The 19,957-nt window shown below is 68.1% G+C and carries 18 protein-coding genes and 1 pseudogene; 14 read left to right on the top strand and 5 right to left on the bottom strand.

The window, feature by feature from the left end:
* From ABD908_RS21770 to ABD908_RS21705, 14 genes are all read left to right on the top strand, one after another.
* On the top strand, positions 1–758 hold a 758-nt coding region (locus tag ABD908_RS21770), incomplete at its 5' end, for an SDR family NAD(P)-dependent oxidoreductase (protein WP_344999939.1).
* 58 nt (positions 759–816) lie between these two features.
* Positions 817–1,461, top strand: coding sequence for a TetR/AcrR family transcriptional regulator (locus tag ABD908_RS21765; protein ID WP_344999937.1), 645 nt, complete (start codon positions 817–819; stop codon positions 1,459–1,461).
* A gap of 245 nt (positions 1,462–1,706) precedes the next feature.
* Positions 1,707–3,527 carry an acyl-CoA dehydrogenase gene (locus tag ABD908_RS21760; RefSeq protein ID WP_344999935.1) on the top strand — a complete coding sequence of 607 codons (1,821 nt, stop codon included), beginning with the start codon at positions 1,707–1,709 and terminating at the stop codon, positions 3,525–3,527.
* Positions 3,528–3,535: 8 nt separating this feature from the next.
* A complete protein-coding gene (locus tag ABD908_RS21755) occupies positions 3,536–4,354 on the top strand; it encodes a sulfurtransferase (protein WP_344999941.1) in 819 nt (272 codons plus the stop codon).
* Positions 4,355–4,464: 110 nt separating this feature from the next.
* Entirely contained in the window at positions 4,465–4,911 is a 447-nt protein-coding gene (locus ABD908_RS21750) for a MarR family winged helix-turn-helix transcriptional regulator (protein ID WP_344999933.1), read from the top strand.
* A gap of 318 nt (positions 4,912–5,229) precedes the next feature.
* Entirely contained in the window at positions 5,230–6,147 is a 918-nt protein-coding gene (locus tag ABD908_RS21745) for an IclR family transcriptional regulator (protein ID WP_344999931.1), read from the top strand.
* 136 nt (positions 6,148–6,283) lie between these two features.
* Positions 6,284–7,399 carry an LLM class flavin-dependent oxidoreductase gene (locus tag ABD908_RS21740; protein ID WP_344999929.1) on the top strand — a complete coding sequence of 372 codons (1,116 nt, stop codon included), beginning with the start codon at positions 6,284–6,286 and terminating at the stop codon, positions 7,397–7,399.
* A gap of 130 nt (positions 7,400–7,529) precedes the next feature.
* Positions 7,530–8,894, top strand: a complete 1,365-nt coding sequence (locus ABD908_RS21735; RefSeq protein ID WP_344999927.1) for an amidase — start codon at positions 7,530–7,532, stop codon at positions 8,892–8,894.
* Positions 8,887–10,218, top strand: a complete 1,332-nt coding sequence (locus ABD908_RS21730) for an MFS transporter (RefSeq protein WP_344999925.1) — start codon at positions 8,887–8,889, stop codon at positions 10,216–10,218. Before ABD908_RS21735 ends, ABD908_RS21730 begins: the two co-directional genes overlap by 8 nt.
* The gene (locus ABD908_RS21725) at positions 10,215–11,177 is read left to right on the top strand and encodes an NAD(P)-dependent oxidoreductase (RefSeq protein WP_344999923.1); all 963 of its coding nucleotides are present in this window, start codon (positions 10,215–10,217) and stop codon (positions 11,175–11,177) included. The genes ABD908_RS21730 and ABD908_RS21725 overlap by 4 nt, the downstream gene beginning before the upstream one ends.
* Positions 11,174–12,064 (top strand): dihydrodipicolinate synthase family protein, encoded by an 891-nt coding sequence (locus ABD908_RS21720; RefSeq protein ID WP_344999921.1) that lies wholly within the window; start codon positions 11,174–11,176, stop codon positions 12,062–12,064. The genes ABD908_RS21725 and ABD908_RS21720 overlap by 4 nt, the downstream gene beginning before the upstream one ends.
* Entirely contained in the window at positions 12,061–12,612 is a 552-nt protein-coding gene (locus ABD908_RS21715) for a flavin reductase family protein (RefSeq protein WP_344999918.1), read from the top strand. The genes ABD908_RS21720 and ABD908_RS21715 overlap by 4 nt, the downstream gene beginning before the upstream one ends.
* Positions 12,609–13,760 carry an amidohydrolase gene (locus ABD908_RS21710; protein WP_344999914.1) on the top strand — a complete coding sequence of 384 codons (1,152 nt, stop codon included), beginning with the start codon at positions 12,609–12,611 and terminating at the stop codon, positions 13,758–13,760. The genes ABD908_RS21715 and ABD908_RS21710 overlap by 4 nt, the downstream gene beginning before the upstream one ends.
* Complete coding sequence (locus ABD908_RS21705; protein WP_344999912.1) at positions 13,757–15,115, top strand: L-serine ammonia-lyase; 1,359 nt, start codon at positions 13,757–13,759, stop codon at positions 15,113–15,115. Before ABD908_RS21710 ends, ABD908_RS21705 begins: the two co-directional genes overlap by 4 nt.
* Before the next feature lie 148 nt (positions 15,116–15,263).
* Here ABD908_RS21705 and ABD908_RS21700 read toward each other — a convergent pair whose 3' ends face one another.
* The 5 genes and pseudogenes from ABD908_RS21700 to ABD908_RS21680 form a co-directional block, all read right to left on the bottom strand.
* Complete coding sequence (locus ABD908_RS21700) at positions 15,264–16,448, bottom strand: cytochrome P450 (protein ID WP_344999910.1); 1,185 nt, start codon at positions 16,446–16,448, stop codon at positions 15,264–15,266.
* A 61-nt stretch (positions 16,449–16,509) separates the two neighbouring features.
* Positions 16,510–17,682 carry an NAD(P)/FAD-dependent oxidoreductase gene (locus ABD908_RS21695; protein ID WP_344999908.1) on the bottom strand — a complete coding sequence of 391 codons (1,173 nt, stop codon included), beginning with the start codon at positions 17,680–17,682 and terminating at the stop codon, positions 16,510–16,512.
* A complete protein-coding gene (locus ABD908_RS21690) occupies positions 17,679–17,882 on the bottom strand; it encodes a ferredoxin (RefSeq protein WP_344999905.1) in 204 nt (67 codons plus the stop codon). The genes ABD908_RS21695 and ABD908_RS21690 overlap by 4 nt, the downstream gene beginning before the upstream one ends.
* Positions 17,883–17,887: 5 nt before the next feature.
* Entirely contained in the window at positions 17,888–19,519 is a 1,632-nt protein-coding gene (locus ABD908_RS21685) for a GMC family oxidoreductase (RefSeq protein WP_344999902.1), read from the bottom strand.
* 54 nt (positions 19,520–19,573) lie between these two features.
* Positions 19,574–19,825: pseudogene (locus tag ABD908_RS21680) on the bottom strand (aldehyde dehydrogenase family protein); the annotation flags it as partial.
* Between the last annotated feature and the right edge of the window lie 132 nt (positions 19,826–19,957).

Genomic DNA, 19,957 nt, shown 5'->3' with positions numbered 1-19,957 from the left:
CTGTCGAGCTCGCGCGTCGCGGCGCGCGCGTCGTGATCCTCGTCGACCTGTCGCTGGACCGGCTCGCCGCCACCGTCGCCGGGGTCGAGGCCGCGGGCGCCCAGGCACTCGCCCGCGCGGTCGACGTGACCGACCGGGCGGGGATGGCACGGCTCGCCGACGAGGTGGGGTCGCTGTTCGGCGCCGTCGACATCCTGGTCAACAACGCCGGCATCGGGATGGCCGGGCGGCTGCTCGAGACCGACGACGCCAACTGGGACCGCATCATCGATATCAACCTGCGCTCCGTGATCACCGGCACCACGCTGTTCGGCGGCCAGATGGCACGGCGCGGCGGGGGCGGCGTGATCCTCAACGTCGCGTCGGCGTCGGCGTTCCTACCGAACAAGGCGATGGTGGCGTACTCGACCACCAAGGCGGCGGTGCTCGGCTTCACCGAGTCGGTGCGCGCCGACCTCGCGGATCAGCGGATCCGGGTGAGCACGGTGTGCCCGGGCTTCGTGAACACCGACATCGCCACCTCCACCGTGTACGCGGGCGCGTCCGAGGACGAGCAGGACCGAGCACGCCGGCGCGCAGCCAAGGCCTACTCGCTGCGCAACTACACGCCCGACAAGGCGGCCCGGGTGATCGCAGGCAGCATCGGTGCGGACAAGCCGGTGGTGCTGGTCGGCGCCGAATCCCGTCTCGGCTACGCCGCGTCCCGGCTCGCACCCCCGCTGGTGCGGCTGATCGCCCGGTACGACCTGCGCCTCTAGTGCGAGTGGCCGGGCGTGAGCGACCGGCCCACGCGCGTGCGGCCGGTACGCTCATGCCATGACATCTGTGGCCGACCGACCGCGGCGCAAGTACGCGCCGCGGCTGCCGCCCGCAGAGCGCCGCGAGCAGGTCCTCGACGCGGCCCTGGCGGCGCTGCACGGCCGATCGCTCGACGACCTGAGCATGGAGTCGGTCGCCGCGCAGGCCGGCATCGCTAAACCGGTGATCTACTCGGTGTTCGCGACCCGCGACGACATGATCGTCTCGCTGCTCGGTCGCGAGCACGAACGCGGACTGACGCAGATCGAGGCGGCGCTCCCCCTGTCGGTGAGCGGGCACGCGGACGCCGTGACGGCGTACACCCGCACGGTCGACGCGTTCATTCGGGCGGTCGTCGCGGCCCCCGAGCGGTGGCGCCTGATCCTCACCGTCCCCGAGCACGCTCCCCACCAGTACCGCGACGATCTACGGAAAGGCCGTCGCGCGGTGCTCGATCGCACCAAATCGCTCGCGATGTCCATCGCGGACGAGGCGCCCGGCCCCGGCGACCTCGATCCGGTGCTGCTCGGCCACGCGATGCTCTCCATCGCCGAGATGCTCGGTCGCATCAGCATCGCGTCCCCCGACCGGTACACGCCGGCGGAACTCACCGCGTTCGCGACGGAGCTCGCGCGTCGTACCCTGCAGCCCGCCAGGCCGTAGCACACCGCCGCCCTGCCGTTCCCCGAGAACCGGTGGACGCCTGTCCCTTCCGGCGCGTGCCGCCCGTCGCGGCGTGGTCGCCCACCCCGGTCCCGACCCCCGGGCAGACCTGTTCCGTCAATTACTACTCTGCGGTAGCATTCAGTCGCAGCGACGCGGACGGCGTCGACCCGAGTCCCTTGGCCCACGGACCCGAGACCCACCTCGACGACACGAACGCATCCCGGACATAGGAGCACCCCCAGGTGAAGCAGAACGTCTCAGCCCCGATCCCCCTACTCGATCCCCGCGACGTCGACTTCCTACTGTACGACTGGCTCGGTGTCGAGAAGCTTTGCGAGCGGCCGGAATTCGCGGACCACTCGCGCGAGACCTTCGACGCGGCGCTGGACCTCGCGGCCGACATCGCCGTCAAGAAGCTGTCGAACCACTTCAAGCTCGCCGACGCGCACGAGCCGACGATCGCGCCCGACGGCACCGCTATCACACTGCCCGAGACCGCGGAGGGGCTGCGCGCGATCGCCGAGTCGGGGTTGACATTCGCCGAGTTGCCGGCAGACGAGGGCGGCATCGGCCTGCCGTCGACGATCAGCAAGGCGGCGTTCGCTTGGATGCAGGCCGCCAACGTGAGCACGACGGTGTACGCCGGCCTCACCCTGGGCAACGGCAACGTGATCCGCTCGTTCGGCACCGACGACCAGAAGGCGCGGTTCCTACAGCCGATGATCGAGGGCCGGTTCACCGGCACGATGTGCCTGTCCGAGCCCGACGCCGGGTCGTCGTTGTCGGACATCAGCACCCGCGCCGTCCCCCGAGCCGACGGCACGTACGGCATCACCGGCACCAAGATGTGGATCACCGGCGGCGACCACGAGATGACCGAGAACATCGTGCATCTCGTGCTCGCGAAGACGCCCGGCGCGCCGGAGGGCGTCAAGGGCATCTCGTTGTTCATCGTGCCCAAGTACCTGGTCTCCGACGACGGTGCCGTCGCAGACCGCAACGACGTCGCGTTGGTGTCGCTCAACCACAAGATGGGCAACAAGGGCACCACCAACTGCCTCCTCGCCCTGGGCGACGGCACGTTCCCGCAGGACGGCGGCGGCGCCACCGGCTATCTGGTGGGCACCGAGAACCGCGGCCTGATCCAGATGTTCCAGATGATGAACGAGGCCCGGATCGCGGTCGGCCTCGCGTCGTCGGCGATGGGCTACAGCGCGTTCCTACAGTCGCTGGAGTACGCGAAGACCAGGATCCAGGGCCGCCCGATCGGATCCAGCGGCCCGCAGGTACCGATCATCGAGCACCCTGATGTGCGCCGGATGTTGCTGGCGCAGAAGGCGTACACGCAGGGCGGTCTCGCTCTCGCACTGTTCTGCGCGAATCTGGTGGACGAAGCGCACTCGGCACCGCAGCAGGCGGATCGCGACGCGGCGGCCGACCTGCTCGACCTGCTGACGCCGATCACCAAGAGCTGGCCGGCCGAATGGGCCACCGTCGCCTGTGATCTCGCGATCCAGATCCACGGCGGTTACGGCTACACCCGGGACTACAACGTCGAGCAGCTCTATCGCGACAACCGCCTCAACCCGATCCACGAGGGCGCCAAGGCGATCCACGGCATGGACCTGTTGGGCCGCAAGGTGCCCGCCAAGGGCGGAGCGTCGTTCGGTGCGCTGCTCGGGCGGATCGAGGACACGGCGGCCCGCGCGGCCGCAGCCGGCGGCGACTTCGCCGAGCACGCAGCGGATCTGCGGGCCGCAGCGGCCAGGATCGTCGCGGTCACCACCGCGCTCGGCACCACGGGCGATCCAGCGCTGTCCCTGGCCAACGCCACGGCGTACCTCGACGGCGTCGGCCAGGTCGTCGTCGCGTGGCTGTGGCTCGAGCAGGCGCTCGCCACACTGCATTCCGACGGCACCGCAGACGACTCGGCGTTCCACCGCGGCAAGCGCGCAGCGGCCCGCTACTTCTTCGTCTACGAGCTGCCCAAGGCGTACGCGCACTTCGACCTCCTCGCGCGGCTCGATCGCACCACGCTCGACCTGGACACGGATACGCTGTGACGGTGCGCATCTCGCCGGACGACGTCCTAGCCTCAGTCGACGATCTCGACTCCCTCACCGCGCCGGTCGTGCTGGACGTCCGCTGGCAGCTCGGGCGGGACGACGGCCACGAGCTGTACCGCGCTGGGCACGTCCCGGGCGCCGTCTACGTCGACCTCGAGACGGAGCTGGCGGCTCCCGCCTCGCCCGACGCGGGCCGGCACCCGCTGCCACTCATCGCCGACCTGCAGGCCGCGGCGCGGCGCTGGGGCATCGAGGACGGCGGGACGGTCGTGGTGTACGACGACAACGGCGGACAGGCCGCAGCGCGGGCGTGGTGGCTGCTGCGCTGGGGCGGGCTCGATGACGTGCGGATCCTCGACGGCGGGTTGGCCGCGTGGCGCGCGGCGGGCCTGCCGCTCGCCGAGGGCGACGAGTCGGCGGACCGGCCCGGCACCGTCGTACTCACGCCGGGCGGCCTCCCGACGGTGACGATCGACAATGTCGCCGCGACCCCGGTCCTGCTGGATGCCCGCGCCTCGGAGCGCTACCGGGGCGAGGTCGAGCCGATGGACCCGCGGGCGGGCCACATCCCGGGTGCGCGCTCGGCGCCCACGACGGGCAACCTCGACGATGCCGGCCGGTTCCTGCCCGCCGACGAACTGCGCCGCCGCTACGCCGACCTCGGCGCGGTGCCCGGCGTGGATGTCGCGGTCTACTGCGGCTCCGGGGTCACCGCCGCCCACGACATCGCCGCCCTCGCGATCGCGGGTGTCGATGCCGCGCTGTACCCGGGCTCGTGGTCCCAGTGGTCCGCCGACCCGGCGCGCCCGGCGGCCACCGGATAGCCGGGACGGCCGCTGTCCCCCGATCGGAGGGTTCGGGTCGTTCGCGCTGCGGGCGTGAGTCCGATCGAGGACACTGACAGGCGATCGCGGGCAGTGGACGAGGAGGCACCGTGGGCAACGCGCCGTCGCCGAGACCCAGCCTGCTCTACGCGATCAAGCAGGTGGAACTCGCGGTGCGGTCGCGCATGGACGCCGTGCTCGCGCCCTCCGGAATCACACCTCTGCAGTACACGGCGCTCACGGTGTTGCACCGGCGCGACGGTCTGTCGGTGGCCCAGCTGGCACGCAACTCGTTCGTGACGGCTCAGACGATGGGCGAGATGATCACCGTCCTCGAGCACCGCGGACTCGTCTCCCGCCGTGTCGACCCCACCAGCCGCCGCCGGACCCTCACCAGCGTCACCCAGGCGGGCCTCGACCTGCTCACGGAGTACGACACCAAGGTCGCCGAGCTCGAGGAGTCGATGGTGGCCACGCTGACGCCACGTCAGCGGCACGCATTCGCGACGTATCTGAACTCCTGCCGGGTCAGTCTGGGGGACAGTCCCGCCCACTAGCCTCGCCGCCGCGACATCGGTGCGGTGTCGGCTCCCGCCACGTCGCCCCCGGCACCTCGCCCTACCCCGCGCGTGCCTGGCCCACCCAGCGCACGTCTGCCCACTCCGCACGTCTCGGCCCACCTCCCACAGCACGCGGGCACAGTTCCATGAAGCGGGCTCACCGCAGAGAAACGGGGCGAGCCGACGCCGTCACCGAATCGAATCGGCACCCCCTTGCCCGCGAGTCGACGTTTCAGCGGTGTTTCGCGCAGGTCAAGATTGTCAGGGAAAGTAGCGCATGGTGCAACCTGCATTGCCAGATCCGACCGGGAGCGTGTGAACTACTCGGTATTCAAGCTCGACGAACCGGAGGTAGAGCGGATGACTCTTACGCAGAGAGCAGCCGTCTCGGCGAGAATCGCGGCACACCGAGATGAGCATCCTCGCGCCGGCGATCTGTCAACACTTCGTCGCGGGATCGAGATCCTGAAGGTCCTCCAGCAAGCGTCGCACACCGGTGACGGTCCTATCGGAAACAACCGGATCGCCGCGATCATCGGGGCGGACAAGTCGCAGATCTCGCGCGCGCTCCGCATTCTGGTGGATTCGGGCCTGGTCACGCGCGACCCCACTTCGCGTGGATACGTGCTCGGTTCGGCTGCGTACAGTCTGGGAATGCGTGCCGCCGACCAGGAGCTCATGCGGTGTGGTTCCGTGGTCATCCGAGAGGTAGTGCGCGCCACAGGGTTCCGTGGCTACCTGGTGATAAGGTCGCACACCGAGGCGATCACACTCTGGTCCGAACAGCCAGCCACGATGCAGGTCCCGATAAACAGCATGGGAATGGCGTATCCGGTTGCCGACTCGGAGACCGGCCGCGCACTGCTGTTCGGATCCTCGGATGCCGAGATCAGATCAGTCGTCGCTGGCGACCGGCTCTGTGACGTCGACCGGTTGGTCCACCGTGTCCGCGCAGACCGCCGCGAGGGATTCGCCTGGCGCGGAGGCGAGGGAATCGAGGGCGGCGTGGCGGTTCCGGTGTGGTCGACCCGTCGCAGCGTCGCCGCCGCGATCGGCGTGGCGAGTCCCGAACTTGCCGAGCGGTCCCAGATCTTCCCCGCCGTCCGGGTATTGACCGCGGCGGCGGCGGATCTCACGGAGAAGATCACCAGACAAGACCGATGGGCCGTGAAATCCGTGCCGTACTTCGGGTGGCCCAGATCACCTGGGGTGATATTCAAGAACGACGCATGATTATCCGTCCGATCTGCTGAGAATCACTTCAGTTGTTCGGCTCGAGATATTTTCGCCGAGTTGGAGATCGAATTATGCAGTAGGTCTTGTCATGCGCGAAATATCCGCGAAATCCTATCTCAGAAGGAGCATACAGATGAAGTACGGACTTTATGAACAAGGCTATGTCCGCCGGGGGGCGGACCCGCTGGAAAGGGTTCGGCAGGTCGTCGCCGAAGCACAGGCGGCCGAGTGGTACGGGCTGGAGTTCTTCGGCGTCTCGGAGCAGCACTTCAAGTTTCCCACCAACTCGACGGGCGCGATCGACACCGTCCTGTCATGGGTCGCGGCGACCACCGAGAATCTGCGGCTCATGCCGTCCGCCGTCATCCCTGCCCTCGCGCATCCACTTGCCGTCGCCGAGCGCTGGGCGACCATCGACGTCCTCTCGGGGGGTCGGCTCGACTTCGCGGTCGGGCGCGGCAACACCCCGAAGACGGCCGACGCCTTCCAGATCCCCATCCCCGAGACCAACGCGCGCACGATGGAGTCTCTCGCGATCATCATGAAAGCGTGGAGCGGCGAGGAGTTCTCGCACCGGGGTGAGTTCTGGCAGTTCGACAACCTCCGGGTCCATCCCCGGCCCATCCAGTCCCCGGTTCCGCGAGTCTCACTCGCCGCGATCAGTGTGGGGGCTTGCCAGTTGGCCGGCGGAAACCGCATCGGCCTGGTGGCGACCTCGAACAACGTGCGGTGGTCGCAGGTTCACGACCGAATCGGCGCCTACCGGGCCGCCTGGGAGACCGGAGAGGTGTTTCCGGGCGCGGCGCCGAGCTCCAACGTGAACCTGCAGGTTCCCATCCACGTTGCGAAGACATCGCAGCTCGCGCGTGAGCAGGTCGAATTCGGGATCGTCGAATACTGCAACCGGGTGATGAAGCAGGACCTTCTGAACCACCGTCTGACGTACGGAACAGAGAAGGGAATGGACACCACGGGGGAGTTCTACGACAACTTCCAGGGCCTGTTGGACCTGACCCCGCTTGCGGTGGGAAGTCCGCAGTACTGCATCGAGAAGTTGGTCCGGGTCCATGAGGAGTTCAATGTCGACGAGATCACGCTGCACGTCGACTACGCGTCACACGAGGACCTGCTCGAATGTATCCGCCTCATCGGTGAAGAAGTGCTGCCCGAGGTCAAGCGTCTGACGAACAAGTCGGTCTCGATGCGGTACAACTCGACGGGCGCCGCCACGACGACCATCGACTCGTGAGATGTCGCTGCAGAACCGGTCCGGGCAGGGGGCAGTGCCAACCGGACAGCCCACGAACGGACTACTCGCACTCGGAGCTAGGAGCCTGGCGGGTGTACTCCATCGCCGCGAAGCCTCGCCGGTCGATGTCGTGGACGAACTGAGTCGCCACATAGGGCAGCTACCCGCGGAATTGAATCCGTATCTCGCCCTGGATCTCGACCTCGCACGGACCTCGGCCCGCGCGCTCGAGGAGGTCGCGGTCGAGGATATGGGCCCGCTGCACGGGATGCCGATGTCCATCAAAGACATCGTTCCGACACGGGACCTCCCGACGACGTGGGGAATGGCTGCGCCGAATCCTTCGGCACAGGCCGGGGTCGACGGATCGTTCGTCAGCGCTGCACGGCGCGCGGGGGCGATCATCTACGCCAAGACCAACACCCCACCCAACGCGTACGCCGATGTCACCGACAACCTGCTGGTCGGACCGACGGCGAACCCGCACGATCTCGCGCGGACGCCGGGGGGATCGAGCGGCGGCGCGGGGGCGGTCGTCGCCGCGGGAGTGGAGGCGATCACCCACGGCACGGACGCCGGGGGTTCGGTCCGGATGCCGGCCGCGCACTGCGGCGTCGTGGGTTTCAAGCCCTCGTACGGTGCCCTCCCCCGCGTTCCTGCCGTCGATCTGTGGAGCGCACGCGGGCACCACGGGCTGCTGGGGCGGAGCGTCGACGACGTCCGATACGGCATGGATGCGTTGGTGAGCGCCGACCACCGGGATCCTCTGTCATTGTGCCGAGCGGATTGGGACGATTCCGGTACCCGGCCGCGCCGGGGCCGGATCGCCGTCTCGGCGTCGCTGTTCGGGCAGGACGTCGACGCCGCAGTGCGCCGGGTCTTCGACACGGCCGTCAGCCGCCTGTCGGACGCCGGGCTCCCGGTCGTCGACGTCGATGTCCGCTGGCCGGACCCCGTCGACGGCGCGGCGGCGCAGATGGCCGCGCTCGAGCACCACGTGTACGGCGCGCTGGTCCGGGACCACCCCGGGCTGTTCGACGACGGGTACGCAGACTATGTCCGCCACGGGGCGACGGTAACGATGGACCAGTACCTCACCGCGCAACGTGCGCGAACAGCGCTGTACACCGCGGCGGCGCAATTCATGGACGGCTTCGACGCCTTCGTGACGCCGACCCTACCGGTCACGTCCTGGCTGTTGACCGAAGACCGGCCGGCGATCAACGGCACAAGGGTCTCGCGCGGCCCCGGTAGCCGATGGCCGGACGTACTCTTGGCCAACCTTCTCGGTTGGCCGGCTATCTCGATCCCGGCAGGCTGGTCCGGCGGCCTGCCCGTCGGGCTCCAGGTGATCGCACCCTGGCGATCGGATCTGGCATGCCTCGAACTCGCGACCCGAGTGGAGACGATTCTCCACATCCCCCACCAGAATCCGGAGCGCGCTGGCGCTTCCGATCCCGCCACTGCGGACTCCGAAAAGGGATGTCATGACTGAAAATCGCAGGGGCGCAGCCCCTCTGCTACTCGCCTGCTCGATCGGACAGGTGATCGAGTGGTACGACTTCTTCATCTATGGTACTGCAAGCGCGTTGGTCTTCGGTCGGGTGTTCTTTCCCTCGACTGCCCCGCTGGCCGGAACGCTGTTGTCTTATGCGACATTCGGAGTCGCCTTCCTGGCCAGGCCGCTCGGCGGCATCCTATTCGGCCACTTCGGAGATCGCTTCGGCCGCAAGCCGACGTTGGTCGTCACGTTTCTCATCATGGGCACCGCGACCGGTGCGGTAGGACTCCTGCCGAGCTACCACGCGATCGGCGTGTGGGCCCCGCTGATCCTCGTGGGCCTGCGGGTTCTGCAGGGACTCTCGCTCGGCGGCGAATACGCGGGTGCGGTGCTCATGAGCGTCGAACACGCTCCGCCGGGCCGGCGCAGCTACTTCGGCAGCTGGGTCCAGGCGGGCTCACCCGCGGGGGTGGTGCTGTCCAACTCCGTCTTCCTGCTCACGAGCACCTACTTTCCCGATGCACTCGCGAACTGGGGATGGCGGGTGCCGTTCCTCGCCAGCTTCGCCCTGGTGATCGTCGGCATCATCATGCGGGTACGGGTGCAGGAGAGTCCAGCGTTCCAGGCGGTCGCCGCCGCCAGGTCCGAGCGGTCACCGATCCTGACGGTGCTGAGAAACCACAAGCGAGCAGTGCTGCTCACGGCCGGCAGTTACCTAAGCATCGGCGCGGTGACGTACACGTCGACCGTATTCGGGATCAGCTGGGGCAAAGGAACTCTGGGATACAGCTACGCCGACGTCCTCGGCATCATCATCGTGGGCCAGGTCGTCTGCTTCGCCGTGATGCCGATCTTCGGCGTGCTCGGCGATCGAGTCGGCACCGCGAAGGTGTGCATGGTCGGGATCGTCGGGTGCGCGGTGGTGGTCTTCCCGTGGCTTGCGCTGGTGGGCACGGGAGATCCCTGGCTCGCGGTGATCGGGTACACGCTGCTCGCCTTCCCGTATGCCGCGAACTATTCGGTGATGGCCGCGTTCTTCGCCGCCGCCTACGAGACCAGAGTCGGATACACGGGGTTCTCACTCGGCTATCAACTGGGAACAGTCGTCGGTTCAGGGCTGGCCCCGACTATCGCAACCGCGCTGCTGGCGGCGACCGGCACGGTCGACTCGGTCGGCTGGTACATCGTCGCCTTCTGCGCAGTATCACTGGTCTCGACCGCGCTGCTCGCGCGCTCCCGGCCCGTCTCAACGCTCACATCGACACGTCCCGCACGAGTGGACGTCGCATCGCCCCTGCAGGAACGGAGCCGATCGTGACCACCGCACCCGACCGGCAGCGAAGTGTGGGACGGGATATCGGGTGGGTCGGTTTCGGCGCGATGGGATGGCCGATGGTGGAGCGCATCGCGGGCGCCGGTCATGTCGTCCACGTCCATCCTCGCACCCGGGAGCAGGCTGAGCGCCTGCACGGGCTCGGCGCGGTGGCCCACGAGTCGCTGGCTGCGGTGGGGCAGGCGTCGGAGGCGGTCTTCTCCATCGTGCCCGGACCGCAAGAGGTCCACGAAGTCTGGTGCGGCACAAACGGACTGCTCACGGGCATGCGGCCCGGCAGTATCGGGATCGAGATGTCGACGACAGGCCCCGAGTCGGTCGAAGACGTTGCCGCGCAGGCAGACCTACGCGGGATCGCTCTGGTCGACGCACCAGTGAGCGGCGGCGTGACCGGCGCTGCGCGCGGCACCCTCGCCATGTTCGCCGGAGGCGCCGATGCCGCGGTCACGTCGGCGCAGGACGTCCTGGAGGTCTTGGGCACCGTCTACCGCACCGGCGCAGTCGGCAGCGGCCAGGTCATGAAGCTGGTGAACCAGGCCCTGGTCGGAGCGAACACGTATGGCCTGTGCCTGGGCTGGGCGCTCGCCGCACGCCACGGGCTCGACCTGCAGCAGACCTTCCGGGCACTGACGGGCGGCGCCGCCGACGGCCGCCTACTGCGCCTCGAATGGCCCTGGCTGCTCGAAGACGATCACACGAGCGGCTTCGCCGCGAGCCACATGGCGAAAGACCTGCGACTGCTCAGTCGATTCTGTGCCGATGCCCGGTTGGACCCCCACATCGTGGACGAGATCTGCACGGCCTTCGCAACAGTCGCCTCGACCCACCCCACGTTGACCGCCACTCAGGCGTTGGGCAGCGCTCTGGCGCGCTCGGACACCACACCGGCCGGTGTGCGCCCGCAGACCTCTGACGCCGCCCCCACCGAAGGATCCTTCTCATGACCGCCACAATCCCCACGATCGTCGGATTCATGCCGACCCCGTTCGCCTCCACCGGACAGGTGGATTCGGAGCGACTGTCAGCGTTGGCCGGGGACATCGCGGCCGCAGGCATTCGGCCGGCCGTACTCGGCGGAATGGGCGAGTACTACGCGCTCGACCACGACGAATCGCGACAGTGCATGGAGGCGGCCGTGGCCGGAGCCGGCGGGGTCCCCGTCGTCGCCGGGATCGGGTGGGCCACACGCGAGGCGGTCGCGATCGCGTCAGACGCCGCCCGACTGGGGATACACACGGCGGTGATCAACCCTCCGCACTACGCGTCGCCGTCGCCGCGCGCCTACGCCGAGCACGTCCGCAGGGTCACGGACGCAGCGGGCACCGGCGCCATCGTGTACAGCGCCGCCCACTTTCCGATGACGGACGCGTACCTCGACCGACTGGTGCAGGTGGACGGCTTCCGCGGAGTCAAGGAGGAGCACTACGACGTGGCCACCACAGCCGACAGGGCCCGCCGATGGGGTGACCGCGTCGAATGGTGGGGGGTGGGCGAGGTCAGCGGATCAGCGTATGCGGCAGCGGGCGCCGGCACCGTCACCACATCGCTCGCGAATCTCCGGCCCGACCTAGCCGTCCGGGCGATCACCGCACTGACGGGTGGCGGCGAAGACCCCGACGCGGTTGCCGCCGCGGTCGAGTGGACCGAGCTGCTGGCAGCCGATCCCGACGGTGCACCTGCCTTCCTCACCGAGGTGATGCACCAGTCCAGGGGCTGGAACCGAACGGTGCGATTGCCGCTGCTGCCGTCCGGCGCGGACGTCCAGAAGACGGTGGCCGACTTCATCGGTCAGTGGGCCGATGCCGCCATCGGGTCCGAGGCCACCCGATGACCAGCCTGTACCCGAGCGCCGACATCGTCGATCAGCTGAATACGGTCGGCGCCGGCGACCGGACACTGATCCGCTCCGCCTTCGGCTGCTTCCCCAGCGGGGTCGCCGCCGTCTCCGCGATCACCGACGGCTACGGACCCGCGGTCCTGATCGTGTCATCGTTCCAGGTCGGGATCTCGATGGATCCCCCACTGGTGCTGTTCGCTGTGCAGCGCACGTCGGCGAGCTGGCCACACCTGCGAACGACCCCTCGGCTGGGCATCTCGGTGCTCGCCGCCACGCACCGCGACACCGCCCGCCGGCTCGCCACGCGCGGACCGGACCGGTTCGAGGGCTCCGACATGGTGACCACCCCGACCGGCGCGCACCTGGTTCGCGGCGCGTCGCTGTGGCTGGAGACGAGCGTCCACGCCGAGGTGCCCGCCGGCGACCACGACGTGATTCTGTTGGAGGTCCACGGGATCGCCACCCTGCCCGACAGCGACCCTCTGGTCTGGCAAGGCTCGTCCTTCAGGGCCCTCACCCAGCGACGGCGCGAGGAATCGTGACCGACGACGCTCCGAGGCCGCTGCTGCCGCAGGAAGACCCCTCTTACGACGATGGGCTCACGCCGTCCGCCCGGATGTCCGCCGAACTCGTCGCAACAGAGCTGCACGCGCACCCCGAGCTGTCGATGCAGGAACGACGGTCCGCCGGTCTCCTCCGCCGCGAGCTCGCGGCCGGCGGCTTCGCAGTCGCCGACGCCCCCAGGTGCCCGACCGCCTTCGTCGCATCGGCAGGCACCGCGCGGCGGCGGATAGCACTGTGCCTCGAATACGACGCGCTACCTGGAATCGGCCACGCCTGCGGCCACCACCTGATCGCAGGCGCCGGGATCGCGGCGGCGCTCTCGCTCCTACCGGAGCTCCAGACGCTCGACCTGTCGCTCCGGGTCGTCGGGACGCCCGGCGAGGAACGTGGCGGAGGGAAGGTGATACTCCTGGAGCGCAACGTCTTCGACGGAGTCGAGGCGGCGCTGATGGTGCACTTCGTGCCCGAGGGCTTCTCCGCGAACCCGGCCGGCACATCGTCGTACGCGGTGGGTCGCGAGCGCGTGACATTCACGGGGCGCGCGGCGCACGCCGCCGCCGCGCCCCATGAAGGCCGGAACGCCGGCGACGCGACCGTCATCGCGCAGGTCGCCATCGGCGTGCTGCGCCAACAGACCCGGCCCGAGGAGCGCATCGGCCTCCACGTGGTCAGTGGCGGACTCTCGACGAACATCATCCCGGCTGAGTCGACCATGGACTTCGAGTGCAGATCGACCACCTGGGCCGGCTACACCGCTCTGCGAGATCGTGTCCTCCGATGCATCCACGCTGCCGCCTACGCCGCCGAATGCGAGTACCGCCTCGAGCAGCTCGAGCCCGCGTACCAGCCGCTTGAGCAGAACGAGGACCTCGCGGCCATCTGGTCCCGTGCGATCGCGCGACGCGGACATCGAGTCGATCGGCGAGCACTCCCGACGATGGTGTCCACCGACATGGGCAACGTCTCGCGCCACATGCCGAGTGTTCATCCCTGGCTGAGCATCCCCGGTGTAACCGCCCCCATCCACACCGCGGAGTTCGCCGACGCGTCGATCGGTCCTGCGGCGGTGCGCACCATGCTCGATGCGGCGGCGGCGCTCGCCGACACGGTGCGGGCGCTCGCGTGACGATCAGCGTCTTCGATCTCTTCACCATCGGCATCGGCCCATCGAGCTCGCACACCGTGGGCCCTATGCGCGCCGCTGCCGCGTTCGTCGCAGACCTCTCGGCACGTCACCAGCTCGAAGCGGTCCAGGACATCCGCGTCGAACTACACGGCTCGCTCGCCGCCACCGGGCGCGGACACGGTACCCCCGGTGCGGTGCTGTTGGGGCTGGAGGGAGAACTGCCCGACCGAATCGATCCGGGTGCCGGCGCAGCTCGCCTTCAACAGATCACCGCATCGGGCACGCTGCGGCTGGGCGGCACGTACGAGGTTCCCTGGAGCAACGACCGGATGATTTGGTCGCCGCACGACCGGTCGCTACAGCACCCCAACGCGGTCACGTTCACCGCCTACACCGCGCCGGGCGGGGACAGCATCCGGGATCGCTGGTACTCGGTCGGCGGCGGGTTCATTCGACGGCACGGCGACCACCGGACGCCCGGCGCCAGTGCGTCCGTACCATTCCCGTTCGCGACAACCGCGCAACTCCTGACCTACTGCGCATCCGAACAGGCCACGATCGGCGATATCGCGAGGCACAACGAGCGGGCTCTGCACAGTCCGGACGAGATCCGCGACCGACTGCAGCTCGTGCGGGAGACGATGGACGCCACCATCGAACGTGGGCTTCGGGCGACCGGCGTGCTCCCGGGAGGTTTGAACGTGCCCCGCCGGGCGGCAGATCTCTACCGGCGTGCGCACGAGGACGATGGCCGCCCGTCGCTCACGGACCGCCTCGGAATCTTCGCCATGGCTGTGAACGAGGAGAACGCTGCAGGCGGGCGGGTCGTCACCGCGCCTACCAACGGGGCGGCCGGCGTCATTCCGGCGGTCCTGCGAGTGGCCCTGGAAGAGCATTGCGCCGAAGGAGACGGACGGGTGGTCGCGGAGACGTTCCTTCTCACTGCGGGAGCGATCGGATCGATAATCACGCAGCGCGCATCCATCTCGGGCGCCGAAGTCGGATGCCAAGGCGAGGTGGGCTCCGCATGCGCGATGGCAGCAGCGGGCCTCACCGCGGTGCGCGGCGGAACCGCGCAACAGATCGAGAATGCCGCCGAGATCGCGATTGAGCACCATCTCGGGATGACCTGCGACCCGATCGGCGGCCTGGTCCAGATCCCGTGTATCGAGCGCAACGGAATGGCGGCGGTCAAAGCAGTGTATGCGTCGCGGATCGCTCTGCTGGGCAACGGAACTCACCGCATCACACTCGACCAGGTGATCGAGACCATGCGCCAGACGGGTGCCGATATGAACACGAAGTACAAGGAGACGTCGACCGGTGGCCTCGCGGTCAATGCGGTCGACTGCTGAGCAGCCCGCTGCTCGGTCGACTCCGCGGACACAGCGTCGTCGAACCGGCATCGCCGCGAGCTCGACCAGGAGATACACGACGGAGCCCTGCCACCGGTTGTGGCAGGGCTCCCGGAGCACCGGCGGGCGGGCTCCAGCCCGTCTCGGGTCACGACACTCGGAGTGGCAGGCTCTCCAGGCCCCGCGTCATGTTGTTCAGCGCGCGCACCACGGGACCGTTCAGCTCAACGGTTTTCGCGCGGGACGCCATCGCGCGGAACACGGCGATGCCCTCCATCCTGGCTAGATTCTGGCCCACGCACGCGTGGACGCCGCTACCGAACGCGAGGTGGTCGACCGGATTCCGCTCGATACGGAACTCGTCGGGGTCCTCGTAGTGGCGCCCGTCCCGATTGGCGCCGCCGAAGCTGATCAGCACCCTCGCGCCCGCCGGAATCATCACACCGTCGCCCATGTCGACGTCCCGAGTGGTCATCCGCGAGAAGAACTGGAGTGGGCATTCGAGCCGGACGGTCTCGTTGAAGGCGGCCGCGGCCAAGGCGGGATCTCGACGGAAGATCTGCCACTGCTCGGGGTTCTGGGCGAACAGCCACATTCCTGATGACATCGCATTGATCGTCGTGTCGAACGCGGCCACGGCATAGGAGAGCAGGAGCCCGATCGCGTCGTCCTTGGTGATCTCGCCGATCGCGGCCGCTTCGGCGATCGTGTACCCGAAGGAACCTGGGGTCAGCCTTCCGGAATCGTAGATGTCGGTCACATACTCGATCGACTCGGCGAGCTTGGGCATGCCGTCTGTCATGCGCTGGTTCTCTGGACCGACGCAGTCGAAGCTGCCCGACGCGTACTCCATGAGATTGGAGCGCTCCGATTCAGGCCATCCGACGAGGTCCATGATCACGTTGGCGGGCAGGTCGTGGGCCATGTCCCGCACACCGTCGAACTCGCCCTGTTGCACCAGTTTCTCGGCGAGTTGCTTCGCACGCTGGTCGATCGTCTCGGAGATCGGCTTGAGCTGCCGGCGGCCGAGTCGATCGGTGAACAGCTTGCGGAGCTTGGTGTGTACCGGCGGATCCACCATGATCACCGTGCTCGACCACGCCTCGTTGATCACGTCGTTCAGTCCGGTGCCCTTCGCCGATGAGAACGTCTCCCAGTCCGAGAGCGCGGCTCTGACCTCGGCGTATCGCCCCAGGTACCAGAGATCGTGTCCGCTCAGATACGTCGCTGGACCGCGGTCGCGCAGTACTCGGTGACTGGGGAACGGATCGTCCAGCGACTCGTCGGTGAACAGGTCGATATCGCTCGCGTGATCGGATACATCAATAGACATGGCTGAACCTCTGTTCGGGCGGTTGGGGTGATCGGAAGGTGAGCTGAAAGACAGGTCTCGCCTACCTGGCGGCGGGCGAGACCATGGACCTGATCTTCTTGACCGGAATACGGAAGTTCAGTGCGACGACAACAGTGGCGCCGTCCGTCGAACCGCCGTGCCAGGTGAGCAGCGCGGAGCCGTCGCGGATGTCGCCGCGCACCACCGTAGGCTGCCCCGCTACGGGCAGCGGGCCGCCGGCGATCTTGAGTTCCATGCCGAACGCCTCGGTCCAGAAGTACGGTTGCGGCACGTACGGCCGGGTCGGTCCCGCGACGAGGGTGCCCACCGCAGAGCGGGCCTGGCCGATCGCGTTCTCCCAGTGCGGCAACCTGTTCCGCGGCCCGAGCGAGGCGGACGAGGTGACGTCACCGGCGGCGAACACCGAGCCGGACACGCGCCCGCCGACATACGCTCGGCAGTACGGGTCGACGAGCACCCAGCCGTCGGTGGACAGCTCGACACCGCTGTCCCGCAACCAGCTCGTCGTCGGCGCATCGCCGATCGCCGTCACCACCAGGTCCGCCCGGATCGAGGTTCCGTCGGCGCGGCGGACGCCGATCGCCTCGTCCCCGTCGACCTCTATGTCGACGCCGTCGGGCCACACCTCGATCCGGACGCCCGCAGCGATTGCCGCATCCAGCATCAGCCCGCCAAGGTAGTGGCCGAGGGAATGCACGAACGGGGTCGCGTGGTCGATGATGGTGACGTCGACGCCCACCTTCCGCGCCGCAGATGCCACCTCGGCGCCGAGGAAGCCTCCGCCCACGACTATGGCCGATCGAACCGTCGCGAGCCGGTCACGAATCCGCAGCGCGTCGTCGAGGGTGCGCAGCACCATCTGGTTCGGCACGGCATCGAACCGGCGCGCGGCGCTCCCCGTCGCGATGATCAGTTGGTCGTACAGCACTTCGCCGCCGCCGGACGTGTGCACCGTCCGGGTCGCCGTATCCAGCCCTGTCGCCCGGACCCCGCGGCGCGTCGATAGATTGCGATGCTCCTGAGCGGGCATCGCGATCGACTCGATGGTGTCGGCACCCTTGAGCACCCCCTTGGAGAGAGGCGGGCGCGCGTACGGCACCCCACTCTCTTCCTCGAGAACCGTGATGGGGCCGGGGTATTCGCACTCGATCAACGCGTCGACGGCGGTCATCCCCGCCAGCGAGCCGCCGACGACGACGACACCGGCCGTCACGGTGTCACTCCCAGCCGCAGCGCTGCCACCGGGCACGCCCGGACAGCCGCCTGAACCTTCTTCTCGAGGTCCACCGGCACGTCCTTACGAAGTACGGTGAGTACTCCACTGTCGTCGATCTCGAAGAACTCGGGAGCGACTTCCTCGCAGAATCCGAAGCCCTCGCAGCGCGGCTCGTCGAAGCTGATCTCGGAAGACACCTCGATCACGCCTTCCCGGTGAGGATGTCGGCGCACCGCTCTGCGATGACGACGGTCGGCGCCATCGTGTTGCCGGTGGTGACGCGCGGCATCACCGAGGCATCGGTGATGCAGAGCCCTTCGATTCCATACACATTCAGCCGGGGGTCGGTGACTGACATGTCGTCGACGCCCATCTTGGCGGTGCAGCTCTGGTGGAAGTACGTCCACGCGGAGTTCCGTGCGAAATCGCGCTTCTCCCTACCGGTGCGGCCGGGCCCGGGCACCACTTCACGCTTGACGAACGGACGCAGGGGCGCCGAGTTCCCGATGTCGCGGCACAGGTCGACGCAGTACGTCAGCGCCTCGAGATCCCGCGGGTCCTGCAGGAATCCGGCATCGACCACCGGGGTGGCCTCCGGGTCGGTGGATGCGATCCGGACCTGGCCACGGGATGCGGGGCTGACCAGTCCGGGCGCAATCGCCCATCCGTTCGGCGGCGCCGGATGTCGAGCCTGCAGAGTGTCGGTGTAGTACGGGTAGGAGATGACGAACGGCTGTAGGTCGGGCCGGTCCAACGCGCTGTCGGACTTCCAGAAGAAGTTGGCCTCCCCACCGTTGTTGAGGGGATCCTGAACGTTGTCATCCGGAAACGCCCAGTTGCATCCGGCCGCCAGAATGTGATCCTGGAAGTTCTGGCCGACTCCCTGCAGATCCGCCTCGATGGTGATCCCCAGCGGCGCCAAGTCCTGTGCCCGCCCGATTCCCGAAAGCATGAGGATCTTCGGGGTGTTGATCGCTCCCGCGGCGAGGACGATCTTCGTCGACGCGGTGATGTTCCGCAGCTCTCCGTCGATGACGACGGTGACGCCGGTCGCCCGCTTTGCCCGATCGATCGAGATCCGGTGCACGGTGGCACCGGTTGCGACCGTCAGTCGCGGATCGCCGAGGTGGTCCCACAGGTAGCTCGCCGGGATGTTCTGGCGCTTCCCGTCCTTGACGCGAAGATTCGCGAGTGCCGCCCCGCCGTCGCCTTCCATCATCACGCCGTTGGCATCGGCGAACCGGGGAATTCCGACCGCCTCGCAGCCCTCCAGGAAGGCGTTCGCGAGCGCACTCGCATTCGGCGTGGGCTCCACGTATATCCGGCCGCCGGATCCGCGGCGCACCGGGTCCGCCGGACCGGCGAAGTCCTCCACCCGCAGGTACGTCGCCACGGCATTTCGATAGTTCCACGCGTCGTCGCCCGTTACGCGGGCCCAGTAGTCGAAGTCTTCGCGGTGCCCGCGGGCCCAGATCATGGCGTTGATCGACGAACCACCCCCGACCAATCGGCCCATCGGCAGAGTGAGGGCCCGGCCGTTGACATGGGCCGACGGCTCCGCGACGAACTGCCAGTCCCGTTCGGTCCCGATGTTGGCAGAGAACCACGTCAGGGGGTCGAGCACAGCTCGACTCTGGTCGGTACCGCCTGCCTCGATGACGAGGACGGAGGCGTCGGTGTCCTCGATCAAGCGACCGGCGACGACACTGCCCGACGTACCCGCCCCGATGATGACGTAGTCGTATCGGTCATAGATCGGCCGGGCTCCGTACTCGGCGGTGATGCGGGGGTCTCCATCCAGCCCGTCGATTTCCGCAGGAGTAGTGACTGTCATGATTCTGGCCTCTCAGGATAGAGCTTGCTGATGTCGGCGATCGACATGCCGACCTCAGAAGGGCATCGGGTTCGAGACCCGTTGCGTGCTGATCCAGCGCTGGACGGTGAAGGCTTCCACAGCCCCCTTCGGTCCCCATTTGCCGCCGATGCCGGATCGCCCCAGGCCGCCGAAGGGCGCGTGCGGTTCGTCGAGGATCGGCGAATCGTTGACATGCACCATGCCGGCATTCACGCGCTCTGCCACCAGCTCCGCCGCGTAAGTGTCGGGCCCCAGCACTGCCGCGGTCAGTCCGTACTCGGAGTCGTTCGCGGGCTCTTCACAATCCGGGGTGTAGTCGCGGTCGGAAGCCGCCGGCTTCCAGCAGTGATCGTGCGATGTAGTGGGTGAGGTTGCGGAACCCGAGGGCGGAGCCGCGCAGGTGCTCGAGTCTGCCGT

It is taken from the genome of Tsukamurella soli (assembly GCF_039541155.1).
GTDB lineage: Bacteria > Actinomycetota > Actinomycetes > Mycobacteriales > Mycobacteriaceae > Tsukamurella > Tsukamurella soli.
Note: the sequence above shows the minus strand (reverse complement) of the source record. Positions and strands in the feature narration are given on the sequence as shown.

Bases quoted from the DNA above. Each gene is read 5' to 3' on its own strand.
- ABD908_RS21765 (WP_344999937.1), top strand. From the start codon at position 817: ATGACATCTGTGGCCGACCGACCGCGGCGCAAGTACGCGCCGCGGCTG.
- ABD908_RS21740 (WP_344999929.1), top strand. From the start codon at position 6,284: ATGAAGTACGGACTTTATGAACAAGGCTATGTCCGCCGGGGGGCGGAC.
- ABD908_RS21730 (WP_344999925.1), top strand. From the start codon at position 8,887: ATGACTGAAAATCGCAGGGGCGCAGCCCCTCTGCTACTCGCCTGCTCG.
- ABD908_RS21720 (WP_344999921.1), top strand. From the start codon at position 11,174: ATGACCGCCACAATCCCCACGATCGTCGGATTCATGCCGACCCCGTTC.
- ABD908_RS21715 (WP_344999918.1), top strand. From the start codon at position 12,061: ATGACCAGCCTGTACCCGAGCGCCGACATCGTCGATCAGCTGAATACG.
- ABD908_RS21700 (WP_344999910.1), bottom strand. From the start codon at position 16,448: ATGTCTATTGATGTATCCGATCACGCGAGCGATATCGACCTGTTCACC.
- ABD908_RS21685 (WP_344999902.1), bottom strand. From the start codon at position 19,519: ATGACAGTCACTACTCCTGCGGAAATCGACGGGCTGGATGGAGACCCC.